We start from the raw sequence: 1,806 nt of genomic DNA, 5'->3' as shown, positions 1-1,806 counted from the left end.
GCCCCGCTCCACCTCCCCAGAACCAGATCAAGCTCCGACCCCCGAAGCAATGGCAAATCACCAAGCCGCGCGCGCGGAGAAGCGATAATGCCCGCGAGCAAAGTTGAAAAATGCCCCGCGAGGCGGGCGATCGTCGCGGCTTCGAAGAGGTCGGCGCTGTAATCCAGCGCTGCGGTCAAGCCCTCGGGCTCCTCGGTCACGGTCAAAGTCAGATCGAATTTCGCCGTCATCGTTTCAAGCGCTGCCGGGGCAACGGCGAGGGCGCCCAATTCCAAGAGCGGCGCTGGCGCGTTCTGCATGACGAACATCGCCTGAAACAGCGGCGTCCGCCCCAGATCGCGCTCCGGCCTCAATTCCTCCACCAGCCTTTCGAAAGGCAGATCCTGGCGCTCCTGCGCGCCCAAGGCGGCCTCCCGCACCCGCCGGAGCAAGGCGAGGAAGGACGGATTGCCGGAGAGATCGGCGCGCAGAACCAATGTATTGACCAGAAGGCCGATGAGTCCCTCGGTCTCCAATCGATTCCGGTTGGCGACCGGACTGCCGACGCAAAGATCGGTTTGGCCGCTGATGCGGGAAAGAAGGACAAAGTAGGCGGACAGCATCGTCATGAACAAGGTGACGCCTTCGCGCCGGCTCAGTTCGACGAGGGCGCGGCTCACGCTCTTGTCTAGACGCCAGCCAAAAACCCCGCCGCGATGGCTTTGAACCGCCGGCCGCGGCCGATCGGCCGGGAGATCAAGCGCGCCGTCGCAGCCGGCGAGACGTTCGCGCCAATAGGCGAGCTGGCCCTCAAGTACGCCGCCGGTGAGCCAGCCGCGCTGCCAATGGGCGTAATCCGCATAATGAATGCGTAGGTCAGCCAGCGGCGAAGAGCGTCCGGCGGCGAAAGCGGGATAGAGCGCCGCCAGTTCCCGGATGAGAATATCGATGGACCAGGCGTCGGCGACGATGTGATGGAGGACCGCCACCAGGAGATAGTCGAAGTCCGCCGTCTGGCTGGCCTCCCCGCAGGCAAGCTTGAGGAGACGAACGCGGATCAGAGGCCCCGCCGCAAGATCGAATGGGCGCGCCGCCTCCTCGCGCGCGATAGCGCAGGCCGCGGGCTGGCGCTCCGGCTCCGGCAAATCGGAGAGATCCTCGGCGGCCAGCGTCAGGTGCAGGCGCGGCGCGGTCACCTGGACGGGCTGTCCCTCGATCGCGGGGAAGCTTGCGCGCAACGCTTCGTGACGGCGCAAGATCTCATTCAGGGAGCGCTCCAGCGCGGCGACGTCGAGTGGCCCTTTCAGCCAGAATCCGGCCGGAATATTGTAGAAGGCGCTGGCCGGTTCGAGCTGGTCGAGAAACCACAGCCGCTGCTGCGCGAAGGAAAGCGGCGGCGGTCCAGGCGGCCGGGGCCCGATCGCCTCGCCGGCCGGAAGCGCCGCCATTTCGCCGTGCAGCCGCTTTCCGAGAAGGGCGGCTTTGGCGCTGGAGAGTTTCGACCGCGCGGGCGCTGCGTCTGGCCTGTTCATGCGCGCTCGCGATCGTCACCGGCGGCGAGCAATTGCTCGGCCTCCTCCTCGGACATCGCCTCGAGAAGGTCGATCAAGGCCGCCTCGACAATTTCCGCCAGTCTTGCCGGCGTCGGCGCCTCGAACAGGCGGCTCAGCGGCAGCTCGACCTGAAACGCCTCGCGCAGACGCGACATGATCTGCGTCGCCAACAGCGAATGGCCCCCGAGGGCGAAGAAATTGCCGTGGATCCCCACTCGCTCGAGGCCCAATGCCTCGGCGAAGATCGCGGCGAGGATCGCCTCCGCGGGAGTGC

2 protein-coding genes are annotated in these 1,806 nt (G+C 66.5%); both read right to left on the bottom strand.

Annotated elements, in window-relative coordinates:
- A partial coding sequence (locus DL86_RS15100) for a condensation domain-containing protein (RefSeq protein WP_245276393.1) occupies nt 1-1,511 on the bottom strand: 1,511 nt, incomplete at its 3' end.
- A partial coding sequence (locus DL86_RS15095) for a phosphopantetheine-binding protein (protein ID WP_036263205.1) occupies nt 1,508-1,806 on the bottom strand: 299 nt, incomplete at its 5' end. The genes DL86_RS15100 and DL86_RS15095, both read right to left, overlap by 4 nt.

Source organism: Methylocapsa aurea (assembly GCF_000746085.1).
GTDB classification, from domain to species: domain Bacteria; phylum Pseudomonadota; class Alphaproteobacteria; order Rhizobiales; family Beijerinckiaceae; genus Methylocapsa; species Methylocapsa aurea.
Note: the sequence above shows the minus strand (reverse complement) of the source record. Positions and strands in the feature narration are given on the sequence as shown.